Origin of the sequence: Roseivirga sp. (assembly GCF_965216855.1) — a bacterium.
In the GTDB taxonomy this organism is placed as follows: Bacteria; Bacteroidota; Bacteroidia; order Cytophagales; family Cyclobacteriaceae; genus Roseivirga.
Window position 1 is genome coordinate 2,222,156 of record NZ_OZ244204.1, and the last position, 16,395, is coordinate 2,238,550.

The following is a 16,395-nucleotide window of genomic DNA, read 5'->3' on the forward strand; positions in this document are numbered from 1 at the left end:
CACCGGAAGAATCTTATAAAATCTGCGATTCAAATCGCAAATTTTGTATTATTTTTGCGATTGTATACGCAATATTATGATCAATCGTGAAATAGCAGGTCTTATTGAAAAGCGTCTTGGAGATCAAAAAGTGATTGTTCTACTTGGTCCAAGACAAGTAGGAAAGACTACCTTGTTAAAGCAGCGATTCACAACAAAAAAAACACTTTGGCTAAACGGTGATGATGCCGATACAAGAAATCAGCTTTCCAATCAGTCTGCTACTTGGATAAAACAGCTTTTGACAGGTCATGACAGGCTAATTATAGACGAAGCACAGCGCATTGAAAATATTGGAATAACCCTCAAGCTCATACACGACAATCTTCCAGAGATCAAGGTGATCGCAACGGGTTCATCCTCATTTGAATTGGCCAATCGAATCAACGAGCCCCTGACAGGCCGCAAGTGGGAATTCAGGCTTTGGCCCATAAGCTCTTCAGAAATGATAAGTCATCACTCCTTATTGGAAGAAACTCGGTTATTGGAACATCGCTTAGTCTATGGTTGGTACCCCGATGTAATCAATAACCCCGGAGACGAAAAGGAAATACTGAATACGCTGTCCGACAGCTACTTGTACAAAGATATTTTAACCTGGGAGCATATAAAAAAACCACAAAAGCTGGAACTACTGGTTCAAGCCCTGGCATTTCAAATCGGGCAAGAAGTATCTTATCATGAACTGGGTCAAATTACAGGATTGGACAATGAGACGGTAGAGCGCTATATCTCACTGCTTGAAAAAGCCTTCATCATTTTCAGGCTTCCCTCTCTCAGCAGGAACCTCCGCAATGAATTGAAAAAAAGTAGAAAAATCTATTTCTACGATGTGGGTATTCGAAACGCTGTCATTAAGAACTGGAATCCCATCAGTTTAAGACAAGACGTGGGTAGTCTTTGGGAGAACTTCCTGATTGTGGAACGCCTTAAGTACAAATCTTACCATTCTGTCTTCTCCAATGACTATTTCTGGAGAACTCATGCTCAACAGGAGATTGATTTCATTGAAGACTATAATGGCACCTTACACGCTTTCGAATTCAAATGGAGTCAGAAGAAGCAAGGACGTTTCAGTAAATCATTCACCCAGGCATACCCGAATCATGAATTACTTACTGTGAATCGTGAAAATTATCTGGAGTTTATACAAAAATAGAGATGAAGTCACGCTGAACTTGTTTTAGTGTCTTTCGATGTTGTAGCCTAACTCAATTATAATATGAATGATTACGAAACAAGTTCGTAATGACGTCTACAGTAAGATTACCGTCATCCTGAATTTATTTCAGGATCTGTTGGAAGGATATTGAAACAAGATGGAGTCTGATAGTGTGTTTGGGCGTACCTAGAAGTGTCGAGTTCTTTGATTCTCACAAATCATGCTCAAGGTCGATTCCAATGGACTCAGAAAGATCAATAAGTGTGGGGTTAAAATCCTTAATGAGGTTCCATTTCCAGTCCTTATGCCAATTCTTCAGTTGCTTTTCTCTGGATATTGCTTCTTCAATGAAAGCGAAAGACTCGTAATAGACTAAATCAGTACAGTTATACTTTTTTGAAAACTTAGATCAATTGCCTGATTTATGTTCTAAGACTCTCGATATTAAACCCGAGGTGACCCCTATATAAAGAACGGTTCTGTTCTTATTGGACATTATGTATGTGCTTCCTCCTTTGGCCATAGCACTAAATTAGGTGTTCCGAAACAAGTTCGAAGTATCGTCAAAAATAACGGCACCGTCATCCTGAATTTATTTCAGGATCTGCACGAAATATATTGATCAGCATAACCAAAAAAAGGTCAGGAATGGCAGTATAACTTGGTTCAGGCACTTACCAGTAGGGATTCCGAAACAAGTTCGGAATGACGGGTAACCGATACTGAATTACAAAACCTCCGCCAAGTACCTGGCTGTATGATTCTCGTCTTTTAGCTCTACCATATCTTCGGGCGTTCCGGCAAAGCAAACCTTACCACCTTCTTCACCTCCTTCAGGGCCTAAATCCACAATCCAGTCCGCACATTTAATCACTTCTGTGTTGTGCTCAATGATTAAAACTGAGTTTCCTTGTTCAATCAGAGCATTGATGGAATGCATCAGCTTGCTGATGTCATGAAAATGCAAGCCGGTGGTAGGCTCATCGAAAATAAAAAGGATATGATCTTTGCTGGTACCTTTTCCTTTGCCCAGGAAATAGGCCAGCTTCACTCTTTGTGCTTCACCACCACTGAGGGAATTTGATGATTGCCCCAATCGGATATATCCCAAACCCACTTCCTGTAATGGTGCCAGCTTGTTAATAATAGATCTTTCATCCTGAAAGAAATCCATGGCATCATCAATTGTCATATCCAGCACTTCAGCAATATTCTTCTCATTGTATTTTACTTCGAGAATCTCTTGCTTGAAGCGTTGTCCTTTACAGCTTTCGCAGGTCAGGTGGATGTCAGCCATAAACTGCATCTCAATCTTTACAACACCCTCTCCCTGGCAGGTCTCACATCGCCCACCATCTACGTTGAAAGAGAAGAATGCCGGTTTATAATTCCGCTGCTTGGCCAAAGGTTGGTCTGTAAACAATGCCCTGATGGCATCATAAGCCTTGACATAAGTGACAGGGTTTGAACGAGAGGATTTTCCTATCGGGTTCTGATCAACAAACTCTATCTGACTTACTTTCTTCAGGCTTCCTTCAAGCCCTTCCATCTTACCAGTCTGTTCTCCAACAGTGCCCAGCATTTTACCCAGAGCCGGATAGAGTATTCTTTTAATTAAGGTCGACTTTCCGGAACCACTTACCCCGGTAACCACTGTCAAAACCCCTAGTGGAATTTCTGCATCAATGTTTCTCAGGTTGTTTTCCCTTGCTCCCTTAATGATGAGTTTGTCATTCCATTTTCTTCTTTGTTCCGGAACTGGCATACGGTCTGTCCCATTCAGGAAACGGGCAGTATGTGTATTGCCCTGAACAATCAGATCAGGAAGACTTCCCTGAAAGACAAGTTCGCCACCATGAGAACCAGCATCAGGTCCAATATCAATAATCTCATCAGCCGCCTGCATTACTTTCTCCTCATGCTCTACTACAACGACTGTGTTTCCCAGATCTCTTAAGGACTTAAGTACTGAGATCAATCGATCGGTATCTCTGGGATGCAAACCAATACTTGGTTCATCTAAAATATACATGGATCCCACCAAAGCGCTACCCAAAGAGGTAGCCAGTTTGATCCGCTGATACTCTCCCCCTGAAAGGGTATTGGTCAGTCGGTTGAGGGTCAGATAGCTCAATCCTACTCTTTGCAAGTAGTCGATGCGGTTCTTGATCTCTTTGAGTAGTCGTCCGGCTACTTTCTCTTCGTGTTGAGAAAGTGAAAGCTCTTCAAAAAAGGCTGTGAGCTTACCAATAGGCATCAACACCAGGTCAGTGATAGATTTTTGGCCGATCTTAACATAAGCAGCATCTCCTCTCAAACGAGTCCCCTTACATTCCGGACAGTCGGTTCTTCCGCGATACCTTGAAAGCATCACTCTGTATTGAATCTTATGCGTCTTAGACTCGAGATACTGAAAGAATTTATTCAGGCCTTTGAAGTACTTATTCCCAGTCCATAGTAGTTCCTTCTCTTCGGCACTCAGTTCGTGATAGCTCCTGTGAATAGGAAAGTCGAACTCTATACCATGCTTCAATAGTGGTTGAAGCCATTTTTTCATGGTCTCACTTCTCCAGGGAGCAATAGCACCGTCATAAACTGATAATGTCTTATCTGGAATAACCAGGTCAGGATCAATTCCCAGAATCTTGCCGAAGCCTTCACATCTCTTACAGGCACCGTAGGGGTTATTAAAGGTAAACAGGTTCACACTTGGCTCTTCAAAGAGCATCCCGTCAGCCTCAAACCGATCAGAGAAGTTCGTTCTTCCTTCTCCGGGAACCTCAATAATACAGTCTCCCTGACCTTCAAACAAGGCTGTCTGAACGGAGTCACTGAAGCGGAACTGTGTATCTTCATCATGTTGAACCACACCCCTGTCAACCAGAATCTCTATTTCCTCTTCATTGAGTTCGTCTGGCTTCTCAAGCAATTCTTCAATGAAATGAGGGTCTCCGGAGTATATTACTCTTGTGTAACCTTTCTGCAACAGAATATTCAACTCTTCTTCCAGAGTTCTGTCCTCTTTAGTAATGAGAGGACAAAGGATCATGAGTCTTGTTCCTTCCTCCTTAGCCAGAATAAATTCTACAATGCTCGTAACACTATCTCTTTGAACTTCTTTACCACTTATAGGGGAGTAAGTCTTCCCTATACGTGCAAAAAGCAACTTCAGGTAATCATAGATTTCTGTGGTTGTTCCAACGGTAGACCTGGGATTTCTTGTACTCACCTTTTGCTCAATGGCTATGGCAGGGGAAACCCCTTTTATATAGTCTACTTCCGGCTTTTCCATTCTACCCAAGAACTGTCGGGCATAACTACTTAAGCTCTCCACGTACATCCTTTGCCCCTCTGCAAAAAGGGTATCGAAAGCCAGCGAAGATTTACCAGAACCTGATAGTCCGGTAACTACCACTAATTTGTTGCGTGGAATGGCCACGCTAAGGTTCTTAAGGTTGTTTACTCGTGCCCCCTTAATGATGATAAACTCCTTAGGGTCAAGCTGATCAATAGGGGTATGGGCTAAAGCAGTTGTTGTAGACATGAGATTGCAAAGATAACAGAGCTGATTGCTAAATGTTATACTTCAAGAAAGTCTTTTAGACCGAAGAATATAAAGGCCTTTTGGCACAATGATTGTTTTATCTTTGGCATCTCAGAGAGAATTAATCCCAAAAAAGAAAACGGAAGAATTAGTTAACAAATTTGCTTTGTTTTCAACTTTTAATACATTTGAGGCTACTTCTTAAAAACATTTGTCTAACCCTAACCAGCACAATATGATATAAACCTCTACGTTAACCTAACATTAAATAACATGAGGAAATATACTGTAAGCGATAGTCAACTGATATCGCAGTATAAAAATGGTAACGAAGAGGCGTTCGCTACGCTGGTAAACCGTCACAAAAAGAAAATCTACACCACCATATACATGATCGTCAGAGATCAGTATTTGGCCGAAGACCTGATGCAGGAGGTGTTTGTTAAAGTGGTAAAGACCGTGAAAAGTGGTCGATACAACGAGGAAGGTAAGTTCCTGCCATGGGTAAGCCGCATAGCGCACAATTTAGCCATTGATAATTTCCGGAAAGCGAAACGTTACCCCACCATAGTAATGGAGGATGGTAGCAGCGTTTTCAACACATTGGAATTTTCAGAGGACTCAATTGAGTCCCGACAAATAAAAGAAGATACTCACGCCTTACTCCGCGATTTAATCAAAGAATTGCCGGATGCACAGCGGGAGGTGCTTATGATGAGGCATTATATGCAAATGAGCTTTCAGGAAATTGCCGACACCACCGGTGTTAGCATCAATACTGCTTTAGGTCGTATGCGTTATGCTCTTATCAACCTTAGAAAAAAGATGGACAAAAAGAACATTGCCTATGATCAAAACCTTTACCCAAGATGACTTAGTACGTTACATTTACAAAGAAACCTCAGAAGAGGAAAATGCTGAATTGGTCAGCGCTATGCTGTTCGATGAAGAGTTGGAGAAAAACTATACAAGCCTGAAAGACGTTATTTCTGGTTTAGATGCCTCCATGAAAGAACCATCTGACAAAACGATTGACTCAATCCTCAGTTATTCCAAATCATACCATCTGCATTCCGTTGAATAGTTTATTTTAGCGGCATGACAAGAAAAGAAAGGTACGAAGCATTTGTAACCTACTTTAAGGAAAATCAGCCAGAGGCTGAGACAGAATTAAACTACAGCAACCCGTTTGAATTACTGGTTGCTGTAGTTTTATCCGCCCAATGCACTGATGTGCGCATTAATAAAGTAACTCCTCAACTGTTTGCCGATTTCCCAACACCGGAACATCTGGCTACTTCAAACTTCGATGAGTTATTCCCCTACATCAAATCCGTTTCTTATCCCAATAACAAAACCAAGCACCTTTTAGGCCTGGGTAAAATGTTGGTCGAAGACTTCAACTCTGAGATTCCTGAGACTATAGAAGACCTTCAAAAGCTACCGGGAGTTGGAAGAAAAACCGCCAATGTGATTACTTCCGTAATCTGGAATCAGCCTTCGATGGCTGTAGACACTCATGTTTACAGAGTATCCAAACGCCTGGGGCTGGTTAACCAGAACGCCTCGACTCCATTAGCTGTAGAAAAACAATTGGTGAAACACCTCGATAAAGAGGTAATACCAAAGGCACACCATTGGCTCATCTTACATGGCCGATATGTTTGCCTCGCCAGAAAACCAAAATGCGAAGAATGCAATCTGACCCATTTTTGCCGTTATTTTGAGAAGCAGGAAAAAATCTTGCGATAACAATTTTTCGTAAGTTAGAAGTGTATATCCCTTTTAATCAGGCATTTGGTTTTGTAACTGAAAGATTATGATTAGAAGTAAATTGATAGAATCGAGTGGGCCAACGCATTTTATACATTCACCAATACTTTAAAACCCCTCAGGAAGGCGGGGCTATCCGTTCTTATTATTTAGCCAAAGGCTTAGTTGAAAATGGTTTTGAAGTAGAGATGCTAACCACTCACAATGAGGCTATCTATACCAAAGCTGAGATTGATGGCTTCAAAGTACACTATCTGCCTGTCAATTACTCCAATGAAATGGGCTTCCTGAAGAGAGTCTGGTCCTTCCTGAAATTTGTTCGGCTGGCTAAACGATATGCCCGTAACATCGAGGATATAGATAAAGCCTACATCACCAGCACCCCCTTAACCGTTGGACTGATTGGTTTATGGTTGAAGAGGAAGCGCCAGATTCCCTACATCTTTGAAGTAAGAGATTTGTGGCCTACCGCTCCCATTGAACTAGGTGCCATTAAGGGTAAGCCCCTAAAGAATTACCTGTACAGGCTGGAAAAACGAATCTATCAGGAAGCAGAGAAAATTGTGGCACTCTCTCCGGGAATGCGCGACTGGATCAAAAAAGTAGCTCCGGAGAAGGAGGTCTTTATGATTCCCAATATGGCCGATTGTCAATTCTTTAAAAAGGAATTAAAGGATCCTAAACTGGTGGAGTTCTATCATGCCAATAAACCCTTTGTAATTACCTACCTGGGTAGTATTGGAGTCACCAACCATCTCGAATACTTCCTGGACATTGCTGAAGAAAGTAAAAAAAGAGGGCTGAACATTGACTTTAAAATAGTAGGTCAGGGTTCAAGGCTGAGTCATATTAAGCTTTCGGCCTATCTGAGAAAGCTTTCGAATGTAGAGTTCATTGGCCACCAGAATAAAGAAGGAGTAAGACGCATATTGAACGTTACTGATGCCACCTACGTGTCATTTGCCAATTATCCGGTATTGGCCACCAATAGCCCTAATAAAATGTTCGATAGCCTGGCTTCAGGTAAGCTGACTATTGTGAATTCGACTGGCTGGACAAAGGATTTAGTAGAACAGTATAAATGTGGTTTTTATGCTAATCCTGAAAAACCAGCTGAGTTTATAGAGCAATTGCTTCCCTTTATGGAGCAAAAAGACCTGTTGGAAACCTTTAAAAACAACGCACGACAAATTGCTGAGAATCTCTATTCCAGAAAGTTGCAGGTTGAAAAGCTAACCAGGGTTTTAAATAACGAAAGTCAAATGAAGACTAACGGGAACGAGGTCTATATTTTGACCGCGTAAGTAATTGCTGAGCATCCGTCATCTTCATCAGATTGACAAAATCCTCTTCTGTTTCTTCCTGGTAGGCCTGCACAATTTGCCAACCCAACCATTGACCAATTCTTCCCGGACATTGTCTGTCAATCTCCAATACATTGGGTCTTTCATCTATGTAGCGAGTTACGTGCACTGGCTGTTCGCTGTAGAGGAGTTTTTCCTCAAGAAAGTGATTCCAGATCACTGCCTCGCTTACTGTGGCATTGGCCAGGTCCTGTCTTGAGTAGCCCACAATAAGGCTATCTGCCGTACAAGGCAACATTTGTTTAGCAAATGCGAATGCCTTTCCGTAGTAGATCATTTCGTCTAATACAGAATGCTTTCCTTCTTTAATCTCGTTGTAAGCCTGCGACATAAACTGCATCAGCTGCGGAACCAGATGGTCTGGTGTAAGCCTTTTCAAAATGTAATCGTAAACATTGGGCCTGTAGGATGCCTCTTCTCCTAAATAATAGTCCAATCCAATAACGATCAACGAATCGGACATGTAGATATCCTTTCCAAAAGCAGAATACACAGTCTTGACTTTCGGAGCTTCAAAGTCGGGATAGAAGCTTTTGATCCGGGCAAAAGCCTGATCCAGTTCATAAGCTATTTCCTGAGCATTGATCAGGCGTATCGTTTCCTGATAGAGGGTATCTACATAAGGATTGCTCAGTAATGCCAGATTTTCCTTGGTCAGCCCTTCAGGGGTTTGAAAGTTGAATACAAACTTGAAGTAGTCAAACTCTGATGGATTAGCCTGCAAATAGACATCAATGGCAGAGGTAGAGGTTAAGTCTTCAATACGTGAGTTTGAAATCAGACTGTAAACATCTTCAAGGCCTTTATCTCTATTGGCATTCAGATATTCAAAACTCAGGTACTCTCTTATCTCCCTGTTCTCATCTAACTGCTCCTGGAAGTTTTGATAAGACCTGGCCTTGAAAATAGATTTTACCTTAGGTACCTGAGTGAACCTCAGCACTTCATTGAGAAAGCTCTGACGGGGGACCAGATCAGCATAGCCGAAAAAGTAATCCCTGATCACAGGGTTTTGCACAAAAAAACTCTCTAACTGTTCCTTCGTTTCTATCTGATAGATGGCGTGTGTCAGATCCTCAAAGTCAAGATCAATATCCACCTGACTAAGATCAACCTCTTCGTTACAGTCCTTATCCGTAGAACAAGCGACAAAAAACAACGTGATAAGCAAAAAAGACAAGCGTTTGAACATCCTCATTTTTTAAATGACAAAACTATTCATTTATTTTATCCCACATGAAAAAACACCTTTTCTCTGCTCTTATTGCCTTCTTTTTCATTAACACTGCAAAAGCTCAAGTTGGCGACTACAGAATCGGAATTACTTTGGGACCTACAGTCTCTTACAACAGAAGCCCTTCTGACGGAAACAGTACCTCTGTAGAAAAAGATGGTTCAGCAGTGAAATTCCTGCTCGGTGCCTTTGTAGACGTTCCTTTTAAAGAAAACTACTATTTCCATGGAGGGATCAACTACTCTACCAAGGTCACAAAAATTACGGTTACTGACCCTGCTGTAATGGGTGGTCAGGCTGTAAGCGAAAGATACGATCATGAGTACCTGCAACTTCCCTTGTTGGTTAAGCTTTACACCAACGAAGTACTTTTGGACACCAGACTGTTTTTCAACTTTGGCGTAATCCCTGAAATCAGGCTCAACACCAGTGCCGAAGATGCCGGAGTCCGATTCATCAGTAAGTTTCAAAGTGTTGACCTGGCTGGTAATTTTGGAGGAGGAATTGAGAGAGCTATTGGTGTAAATACCAATGTCTTTGCAGCACTCAACTTCAATGTGGGTTTTCTGAATCAGGTTAGCGAACAGAACCCCATTTATGACGATATCAAAGTGAAGAACAATATGTTCGCCCTTGAGCTGGGAATAAAATTCTAATGAAAAAGCCCCGACTCTTTTCAGAATCGGGGCTTTTTTTCTCTTTTGAAGCCATTAGGCTTTCAGCTCAATTTCTTCTCCCATTTTATTGTAGAAGACATACTGGTTTAAACCCAGTGAGCTGTCTTTCTCGAGTTTTACCCAGGTATGGAATTTTCTGTACCACTGCCATCTCTTAGAGAACACTCCTTTAGTAAAGTAAGCATGTAAATAAGGATGGAGAGTTACCGTAACGTTCTTCTCATTCTGAGTAGACAGTACATACTCCAGGTTTTTCTCCAGCTGATCTGATACCAAAATAGTAGCACTTACTTTTCCGGTTCCATTACAGGTAGGACAAACCTCTCTGGTAGTAATGTTCAGCTCTGGTCGAACCCTCTGACGGGTGATTTGCATCAATCCGAATTTGGTCAGAGGTAGAATCGTATTTTTAGCACGATCCGACTCCATGAGATTTTTCATCTCTGCGTAAAGCTTCTTCTTATTATCCGGCCTACGCATATCGATAAAGTCAATCACTATGATTCCACCCATATCGCGCAGCCTCAACTGACGCGCAATTTCGCGGGCAGCTTCGAGGTTAACCGTAAGCGCAGTAGATTCCTGATCTTCACCAGCATTAGACTTATTCCCACTATTCACATCAATCACGTGAAGGGCTTCCGTATGCTCGATAATCAGGTATCCGCCTTTAGGCAGACTTACAGATTTTCCGAAGAGAGACTTTAGCTGTCTTTCAATGTTAAAGGCTTCGAATATCTTGGCCTTTCCATTGTAGAGCTTTACTATCTTTTCTTTATCGGGAGCAATCTTTCTGATATACTCCTTAATCTCATCGTGTATTTCTTTATCGTCTGTAACAAGACTATCGAAAGACTCATTCAGGATATCTCTCAGCAAAGAGGAAGCCCTGCTCATTTCACCAATCACCTTCTCACGAGGTTTGGCAGCGTGGACCTTCTTCATTCCTGCTTTCCAGGTTTCTTCGAGGTTCCTTAAGTCTTTGTCTAGTTCGGTTACATTTTTCCCCTTGGCTACGGTGCGAATAATACAGCCAAAGTTCTCTGGTTTAATAGATGAGATCAAACGCAACAAGCGTTTCCTTTCCTCCCCATCAGTGATCTTTTTAGAGATATTGATGGAATTGGAGAATGGCACTAAAACCATATAGCGCCCAGCAATCGACAACTCACAGGTAAGTCGAGGCCCTTTTGTAGAAATTGGTTCTTTGACAACCTGAACCAGAATCTGCTGTCCTTTGGTCAGCACCTGGTTCATTTTTCCAAGCTTATTAATATCAGGTTCGTTCTTGAAATTTGCTAAAGAACCTGATGTATGCTTGTTGGAAAGTGCTTTTTTGGTGTACTTATTCAGCGACCTGATCTGCGGACCTAAGTCCAGATAATGCAGAAAAGCATCTTTCTCATAACCTATATCAATGAACGCGGCATTTAAACCGGGAACAATTTTCTTCACTGTTCCCAGATAAATATCACCTACTTTAAACTTGTTCTCATCATTATCATGATGGAACTCCGTTAAATTTTTATCCTTAAGAAGGGCTATACGACTACCGTTCTGAGTTGAATTAATGATTAATTCATTACTCAATTTGGTAGAGGTTTAGGTTAATAAATAGAACAAAAAGGGCTTGGGAGCCCTGTTAGAAGATTACTTCTTCTTGTGTCTGTTCTTTCTTAGCCTCTTCTTTCTCTTGTGAGTAGAAATCTTATGTCTTTTTCTTTTTTTACCGCAAGGCATAATCTTAATGTTTTAATGTTTTCAATTAATTCTTTCCAGATACTCGTTAGCAGCGGTCAGAACCTGCTCACCAGCATCTAATGTTAATATTTTCTCGAACTGTGCTTTAGCCTTCACCATTTGTCCGGCTTCAAAATAGCACACGCCCAAAAAGAAGTTTCCTTCTATATGGTTGGGATAGTATTCTACAAGAGACTGGAAACGCTCAATACCATTTTCAAACTGACCGGTTTGAATTGACATTCTTCCCATGCTCATCAATGCCTTTTCGTTTTTAGGATCCTCATCTATGATTTCCCTCAACATCATAATTCCCTGCATCGGACTCTGACCTGTAATATAAGTCAGTGCAACATTGTGCTTAACATCCAGATTATCAGGTTCGGCTTGGAGCACTATTTCGTAAGCTCCTCTCGCTTTACGTCCCAATAAAACTACTTTTTGCTCATCCAGGGCAAATGTAAATGCCTCGAAATAAGCATCACCGGCCTTTTGCCAGTCTTTAATGTTGTTAAACCTTTCTGCGAACTGGCCGGCAAAATAGGCGGCACTGTCGTATTGGTTAATTTCCATGAACACCGCCATCAATGAATCTAATGCCTCATTGTTTGGCTGCATGTTCTGATTGACTATTAATTGACTCTTCCAGTAGTCAATTTTAGGTTGAATTTCCTCAGGTATTTCAGAGCTATGATCTACCACTCCTCCCGGAGCAGACTCGTCCAAAAACTCTGCTGGCTTCTCATTATCATTGTCAACAACGACCCGAGGCAAACTATATAAGCCCACAACAGCCGCAATGGCGACAACAAGGAGAATGACCTGATTTTTATTCATAAAGCCCAAAGGCCTTTTTAACTATTTGCAGCTTTTACTTTAGAGCTGGATTTAACCTGCTCAATAAAAACCTTTGACGGCTTAAAGCTCGGCACAAAGTGCTCGTCAATTACTATAGCTGTGTTTTTAGAAATGTTACGCGCAATTTTCTTCGCTCTTTTCTTATTCACAAAGCTACCAAACCCTCTTACATAAATGTTCTCACCCTCAGCCATCGAATCTTTCACCACAGCAAAAAGAGTCTCAACAGTTGTAGTAACATCAGATCTGTCTATACCGGTTTTGTCCGCAATCTGATTGATAACATCTGCTTTAGTCACTGTATACTTCTTTTAGTTGATAAAACTTTATAAAAAACTTATTCCCAGTTATTTTGGCCTGCAAAATTAAGGGATCAGGTCTAATAATAAAACCTATTCCGTAAAAATTGTGTAATACTGTCTGCCTGAACAAAAGGAAGGGATTTGGAAAGAGAAATATTTGTAAATCAATTAATTAAGTGGTATCGCTATCAAAAGCGCGATTTACCATGGCGACATACACAAAACCCATATAATATATGGTTGTCTGAAATCATCCTTCAGCAGACCCGGGTCAGTCAGGGAATGCCTTATTATCTGAGATTTATAGAAACATTTCCTACAGTTTACGATTTAGCCAATGCTTCTGAGCAGGAAGTACTCAGACTCTGGCAGGGATTAGGGTACTACTCCCGGGCCAGGAACCTGCATGCCTGTGCTCAAATGGTAGTGAGTAACTATAATGGAGAGTTTCCACAACAATTCGAAGAGCTACTCAAACTAAAAGGTATCGGCAGGTATACAGCAGCAGCCATCTCTTCCATGGCCTTTAATGAGGTGAATGCCGTGGTAGATGGTAATGTATACCGCGTACTGTCTCGGGTCTTTGGCATCTATGATGATATTGCCGATACCAAATCGGCCAGAGTCTTTGAGCAACTGGCCAACGAGTTGATTCCAAAAGAAAACCCCGGAGAGTATAACCAGGCTATCATGGATTTTGGTGCCATTCAGTGTACCCCTAAAAGTCCCTCTTGTGCCATCTGCCCTTTCCATACCTATTGCCATGCCTTTAATAAAGGAGAGATAGAAACCCTGCCCGTAAAGACCAAAAAGGTGAAAGTGAAGAAGCTTTTCTTCAATTATATTCTGTTTGAATATGAAAATAAGATTCTGATGCATGAAAGAAAAGGTAAGGACATCTGGCAGGGGCTGCATCAGTTTCATTTGATTCAATCTGACCAAAAATTAACGGAAGAGGATATACTCAATCAGGTGGTTATCAGCAAGAATATAGAATTAACCGACATTTCTAGTGAGGTAAAACACGTTTTAACCCATCGCCTGATTTTAAGCAGATTTTTTAGGCTTAGGGTAAATGATTTGAATACCTTTGCCCATATTCAGGATGAATTGAATCTGAAGGCCTATTTGCCTGAAGAAATAAAAGAGCTTCCGAAGCCAATTCTCATTGAGAACTATTTGGAAAAAACTATTTATTAATTATATTTATTCAATTCAATCTTTAAAAAATCGATACTATGGCAGGCGTTAATAAAGTAATTCTTGTAGGTAACCTGGGCAAAGACCCTGAAGTAAGACACCTTGATAATGGCAGAGCAGTAGCCAATTTCTCATTAGCCACCAGTGAAACTTATAAAAATAAACAGGGAGAAAGGGTAACCAATACCGAGTGGCATAACGTAGTACTCTGGACACCACTTGCTGAAATCGCTGAGAAGTTTTTAAAAAAAGGCGGTCAGGTGTATATTGAAGGTAAGTTAACAACACGTTCCTGGGACGATCAGGATGGCAACAAGAGATACACTACAGAAGTAGTAGGTCGTGAAATGACTCTCTTGGGAAGCCGTGCTGACGGAAGCAGTTCCGGAGATAGTGGAAATAATATGGCTGAGAGCCCGGTATCGAACATTCCTGAAGACGATACGGACGATCTGCCATTCTAATGTGGGACTAAAAAATATATTTTGGACATAACACCAGACGAACCTGAGCCGAGTTTGGCGCTACTTTTACAACTCTCCGAGTTGAGCACTCCATATCTGGTCATCAATGTGCTTGTTTTTATCTTGCTCATTCTTGCATCGGCCCTGATTTCAGGTTCAGAAGTAGCATTCTTTTCACTTGATAGTAATCAGGTCTCCAACTTAGAAAAAGAACAGTCTCCTACGAGCAATGCCATATTAAAGCTCTTGCATCGCAAGCGCTATTTGCTCGCGACTATTCTTATTCTGAACAATACGGTCAATATTGCCATAGTGACCATATCTACCTTCTTTACCTGGACCTTAGTTGGCTCCAAAACCACTGAAGGTAAGATAGTCGTTACACTCTCTGCTGTTGTCACGTTTGTAATCCTCTTCTTTGGAGAGGTTGTTCCCAAGAACTTTGCTACTCAGAACAATGAGAAATTTGCCCGCTTTACGGCAAGAGCTCTCGTTTTCATGGAAAAAATTCTGCACTCCCTTTCATGGGTACTGATTTCAGTCACTAACATTATAGAAAGAAATGTGGAGAAGAAGGGAGTCGATCTGACGGTAGATGAGCTTAATCAGGCTTTGGAAATCACCACAGGTGATGACACCACTGAAGAAGAAAAGGGCATCCTAAAAGGAATTGTAAACTTCAGCACCCTATCCGTTCGGCAAGTCATGAAATCCAGAATGGATATTACCGCTGCCGATATTGAGCTCGACTTCCATGAACTCATGGATAAGATCAATAAGAGTGGATTCTCCAGAATTCCGGTTTACAATGAGACCATCGATAAAATTGAAGGAGTTCTCTATATCAAAGATCTGATTGCCCACATTGACAAAGACGATACTTTTGCCTGGCAAACCCTGTTAAGACCCGGGTTCTTCGTGCCGGAGAATAAGAAGGTTGACTCTCTCTTAAAAGACTTCCAGGAGCAAAGGGTACACATGGCCATTGTAGTAGATGAATATGGTGGTACTTCCGGACTGATTACCCTCGAAGACATTATTGAAGAAATTGTAGGTGAAATTAATGATGAGTATGACGATGAGGATATCGCCTTCAACAAACTCGATAATTCTACCTATGTATTCGAAGGCAAAACCAGCCTCAACGACTTCTGCAAAATCATTGGTGTAGAAACATCCGAGTTCGACAATGTAAAAGGAGAAAGTGAATCTCTCGGTGGTCTTCTGCTGGAAATTGGAGGAAAACTCCCTCGGGCGGGTGAAAAACTGGAATTCCAGAGATTCTTATTTACTATTGTGGCCGTAGACTTAAGACGCATCAAGCGCGTTAGGGTACTGATAAGACCACAAGCTTCGTGAGAAAACCCCTTCATTTCATATTTGCTATCATCCTGCTGAGCTGTGCCGTTCTGAGCTGTGAAGAAGTTTACTTGCCTAAGCCTAAAGGTTATAACCGAATTGACTTACCTGAACCGAGGTACCAGATTCTGCCTGATACCTTTCCTTATAAATTCCAGTTCTCGGATCATTCGGTGTTAAGTCGTGATAGCTCCAAAAATGCTGAACGCTATTGGGTGAACCTCAACTATCCGCAATTTGATGCGGTTGTTCAAATCACCTACAAGAACCTCGTAGACCCTCGAAACAAACCGGAAGTATTGCTCAATGAAGCCTTTGAACTGGCCATGAAACACAAGGTAAAGGCTTATGGCATTGAAGAAAGCCTGGTTCGAATTCCAAATGGTCAGGTGGCCAGTGTCACCGAACTGGAAGGAGAAGTACCTACACAGTTTCAGTTTTTTACCTCAGATAGTACGCGACATTTCTTCCGTGGAGCGCTTTACTTTAATACAGCGACTAAGAATGATTCACTGGCTCCGGTCATTGAGTACATCAAGAAAGACATGATGCATCTGCTCAATAGCTTTGAGTGGAAATATTGATTCCGTCCCTCCTTTCTTTTCCATTCCGAGGTAACGAGGAATCTGCCAAACTCAGACAATCGCGTATGCTTCCCCTGTGCTCAGCATAGAAAGCT

Annotated in this window: 16 protein-coding genes; 10 read left to right on the forward strand and 6 right to left on the reverse strand. The window is 41.5% G+C overall.

From position 1 onward, the window contains the following. Positions 1-76 precede the first annotated feature (76 nt). Complete coding sequence (locus ACOOEY_RS10005) at positions 77-1,198, forward strand: ATP-binding protein (protein ID WP_420388536.1); 1,122 nt, start codon at positions 77-79, stop codon at positions 1,196-1,198. Positions 1,199-1,610: 412 nt separating this feature from the next. Here ACOOEY_RS10005 and ACOOEY_RS10010 read toward each other — a convergent pair whose 3' ends face one another. Together ACOOEY_RS10010 and uvrA are read right to left on the reverse strand one after the other, a co-directional pair. Then, a complete protein-coding gene (locus ACOOEY_RS10010; protein ID WP_420388537.1) occupies positions 1,611-1,724 on the reverse strand; it encodes a GIY-YIG nuclease family protein in 114 nt (37 codons plus the stop codon). A gap of 204 nt (positions 1,725-1,928) precedes the next feature. Continuing rightward, positions 1,929-4,745 carry an excinuclease ABC subunit UvrA gene (gene uvrA, locus ACOOEY_RS10015; protein ID WP_420388538.1) on the reverse strand — a complete coding sequence of 939 codons (2,817 nt, stop codon included), beginning with the start codon at positions 4,743-4,745 and terminating at the stop codon, positions 1,929-1,931. A gap of 273 nt (positions 4,746-5,018) precedes the next feature. Here uvrA and ACOOEY_RS10020 point away from each other — a divergent pair, with 273 nt between their 5' ends. The 4 genes from ACOOEY_RS10020 to ACOOEY_RS10035 all read left to right on the forward strand — a co-directional run bounded on the left by ACOOEY_RS10020 (position 5,019) and on the right by ACOOEY_RS10035 (position 7,822). Beyond that, positions 5,019-5,618: an RNA polymerase sigma factor gene (locus tag ACOOEY_RS10020; RefSeq protein WP_420388539.1), complete on the forward strand. Its 600-nt coding sequence runs from the start codon at positions 5,019-5,021 to the stop codon at positions 5,616-5,618. Further along, positions 5,593-5,829: a hypothetical protein gene (locus ACOOEY_RS10025; RefSeq protein WP_420388540.1), complete on the forward strand. Its 237-nt coding sequence runs from the start codon at positions 5,593-5,595 to the stop codon at positions 5,827-5,829. The genes ACOOEY_RS10020 and ACOOEY_RS10025 overlap by 26 nt, the downstream gene beginning before the upstream one ends. A gap of 14 nt (positions 5,830-5,843) precedes the next feature. Beyond that, entirely contained in the window at positions 5,844-6,497 is a 654-nt protein-coding gene (gene nth, locus ACOOEY_RS10030) for an endonuclease III (protein ID WP_420388541.1), read from the forward strand. Between the two features lie 95 nt (positions 6,498-6,592). Continuing rightward, positions 6,593-7,822, forward strand: coding sequence for a glycosyltransferase family 4 protein (locus ACOOEY_RS10035; RefSeq protein ID WP_420388542.1), 1,230 nt, complete (start codon positions 6,593-6,595; stop codon positions 7,820-7,822). On the opposite strand, the gene ACOOEY_RS10040 is transcribed toward ACOOEY_RS10035, so the two are convergent. Then, positions 7,788-9,074, reverse strand: coding sequence for a hypothetical protein (locus tag ACOOEY_RS10040; RefSeq protein ID WP_420388543.1), 1,287 nt, complete (start codon positions 9,072-9,074; stop codon positions 7,788-7,790). The two genes, ACOOEY_RS10035 and ACOOEY_RS10040, sit on opposite strands and share 35 nt — an antisense overlap. 44 nt (positions 9,075-9,118) lie before the next feature. Between ACOOEY_RS10040 and ACOOEY_RS10045 the strand changes: the two genes are divergently transcribed. Further along, positions 9,119-9,772, forward strand: a complete 654-nt coding sequence (locus ACOOEY_RS10045) for an outer membrane beta-barrel protein (protein WP_420388544.1) — start codon at positions 9,119-9,121, stop codon at positions 9,770-9,772. Between the two features lie 54 nt (positions 9,773-9,826). Here ACOOEY_RS10045 and ACOOEY_RS10050 read toward each other — a convergent pair whose 3' ends face one another. The 3 genes from ACOOEY_RS10050 to ACOOEY_RS10060 all read right to left on the reverse strand — a co-directional run bounded on the left by ACOOEY_RS10050 (position 9,827) and on the right by ACOOEY_RS10060 (position 12,690). After that, complete coding sequence (locus tag ACOOEY_RS10050) at positions 9,827-11,383, reverse strand: Rne/Rng family ribonuclease (RefSeq protein WP_420388545.1); 1,557 nt, start codon at positions 11,381-11,383, stop codon at positions 9,827-9,829. Positions 11,384-11,554: 171 nt separating this feature from the next. Continuing rightward, positions 11,555-12,370, reverse strand: a complete 816-nt coding sequence (locus ACOOEY_RS10055) for a tetratricopeptide repeat protein (protein ID WP_420388546.1) — start codon at positions 12,368-12,370, stop codon at positions 11,555-11,557. 17 nt (positions 12,371-12,387) lie between these two features. After that, complete coding sequence (locus ACOOEY_RS10060) at positions 12,388-12,690, reverse strand: HU family DNA-binding protein (RefSeq protein ID WP_420388547.1); 303 nt, start codon at positions 12,688-12,690, stop codon at positions 12,388-12,390. A 144-nt stretch (positions 12,691-12,834) separates the two neighbouring features. Between ACOOEY_RS10060 and mutY the strand changes: the two genes are divergently transcribed. From mutY to gldD, 4 genes are read left to right on the forward strand one after another with little or no spacing between them, the layout of a single operon-like run. Beyond that, positions 12,835-13,893, forward strand: coding sequence for an A/G-specific adenine glycosylase (mutY, locus tag ACOOEY_RS10065; RefSeq protein WP_420388548.1), 1,059 nt, complete (start codon positions 12,835-12,837; stop codon positions 13,891-13,893). Between the two features lie 38 nt (positions 13,894-13,931). Next, a complete protein-coding gene (locus tag ACOOEY_RS10070; RefSeq protein ID WP_420388549.1) occupies positions 13,932-14,357 on the forward strand; it encodes a single-stranded DNA-binding protein in 426 nt (141 codons plus the stop codon). A 27-nt stretch (positions 14,358-14,384) separates the two neighbouring features. Then, positions 14,385-15,716 carry a gliding motility-associated protein GldE gene (gene gldE, locus ACOOEY_RS10075; protein WP_420388649.1) on the forward strand — a complete coding sequence of 444 codons (1,332 nt, stop codon included), beginning with the start codon at positions 14,385-14,387 and terminating at the stop codon, positions 15,714-15,716. Further along, complete coding sequence (gldD, locus tag ACOOEY_RS10080; protein WP_420388550.1) at positions 15,713-16,300, forward strand: gliding motility lipoprotein GldD; 588 nt, start codon at positions 15,713-15,715, stop codon at positions 16,298-16,300. Before gldE ends, gldD begins: the two co-directional genes overlap by 4 nt. Positions 16,301-16,395 lie beyond the last annotated feature (95 nt).

What these genes read in the sequence shown, in the direction of transcription:
- ACOOEY_RS10040 (WP_420388543.1), bottom strand. Translation starts at nt 9,074, where the DNA reads ATGTTCAAACGCTTGTCTTTTTTGCTTATCACGTTGTTTTTTGTCGCT.
- ACOOEY_RS10020 (WP_420388539.1), top strand. Translation starts at nt 5,019, where the DNA reads ATGAGGAAATATACTGTAAGCGATAGTCAACTGATATCGCAGTATAAA.
- ACOOEY_RS10070 (WP_420388549.1), top strand. Translation starts at nt 13,932, where the DNA reads ATGGCAGGCGTTAATAAAGTAATTCTTGTAGGTAACCTGGGCAAAGAC.
- ACOOEY_RS10010 (WP_420388537.1), bottom strand. Translation starts at nt 1,724, where the DNA reads ATGGCCAAAGGAGGAAGCACATACATAATGTCCAATAAGAACAGAACC.
- uvrA (WP_420388538.1), bottom strand. Translation starts at nt 4,745, where the DNA reads ATGTCTACAACAACTGCTTTAGCCCATACCCCTATTGATCAGCTTGAC.
- ACOOEY_RS10055 (WP_420388546.1), bottom strand. Translation starts at nt 12,370, where the DNA reads ATGAATAAAAATCAGGTCATTCTCCTTGTTGTCGCCATTGCGGCTGTT.
- ACOOEY_RS10005 (WP_420388536.1), top strand. Translation starts at nt 77, where the DNA reads ATGATCAATCGTGAAATAGCAGGTCTTATTGAAAAGCGTCTTGGAGAT.
- ACOOEY_RS10025 (WP_420388540.1), top strand. Translation starts at nt 5,593, where the DNA reads ATGATCAAAACCTTTACCCAAGATGACTTAGTACGTTACATTTACAAA.
- nth (WP_420388541.1), top strand. Translation starts at nt 5,844, where the DNA reads ATGACAAGAAAAGAAAGGTACGAAGCATTTGTAACCTACTTTAAGGAA.
- ACOOEY_RS10045 (WP_420388544.1), top strand. Translation starts at nt 9,119, where the DNA reads ATGAAAAAACACCTTTTCTCTGCTCTTATTGCCTTCTTTTTCATTAAC.